The 672-nt window shown below is 66.1% G+C and carries 1 protein-coding gene and 1 pseudogene; both read left to right on the top strand.

Translation table 11 applies throughout. The annotated features are described in order from the left end of the window. Positions 1–409: DUF3410 domain-containing protein (locus N879_RS14405; protein WP_022983406.1), on the top strand; the 409-nt coding region annotated here is incomplete at its 5' end. A gap of 86 nt (positions 410–495) precedes the next feature. Then, positions 496–672: pseudogene (locus tag N879_RS20100) on the top strand (hypothetical protein); the annotation flags it as partial.

The following is a 672-nucleotide window of genomic DNA, read 5'->3' on the forward strand; positions in this document are numbered from 1 at the left end:
GTGTCGCATCGCCACGCCACACATCGCCGGCTACAGCCTGGACGGCAAGTTGCGTGGCACGGCGCAGATCCATGCGGCCTACTGCGCCGCTCGCGGCCTTGAGCCGACCGTCGAGCTGGCGCAGTTGATGCCTGGCCCTGCGCTTGCCGGGCTCACCTTCGCCGCATCGGCAGAGCCGGCCGAGATGCTGGCAACGCTGTGCAGGGCGGTCTACGACCCGCGTCGCGACGACGCGGATTTCCGCCGCAGTCTCCAGGGCGACGATGCGCAGCGCCGGGCCGCCTTCGATCTGCTGCGCAAGGCCTACCCGGCGCGACGTGAGATCGACGGTCTCGCCGTAAGGATAGAGGGGGACAATCCGGCGTTGACGGCGGTGGTGAGCGCGCTCGGGGCCCGCTTGCTGCGCTAGCCTCGGATCGGACTCAGCTCGGATGCAATTTCCATCCTGCTCCGCTAGCATTACCCGTCCTCTGCCTAGTTCCCCGCGATGGTGTTATGAGTTATCAGGTTCTTGCACGTAAATGGCGTCCGCGCTCGTTCCGCGAAATGGTCGGCCAGACGCATGTGCTCAAGGCCCTGATCAACGCGCTGGACAATCAGCGCCTGCACCATGCCTATCTGTTCACCGGTACCCGCGGCGTCGGCAAGACGACGATCGCGCGGATCATCGCC

Source organism: Alcaligenes sp. EGD-AK7, assembly GCF_000465875.3.
GTDB lineage: Bacteria > Pseudomonadota > Gammaproteobacteria > Burkholderiales > Burkholderiaceae_B > Alcaligenes > Alcaligenes phenolicus.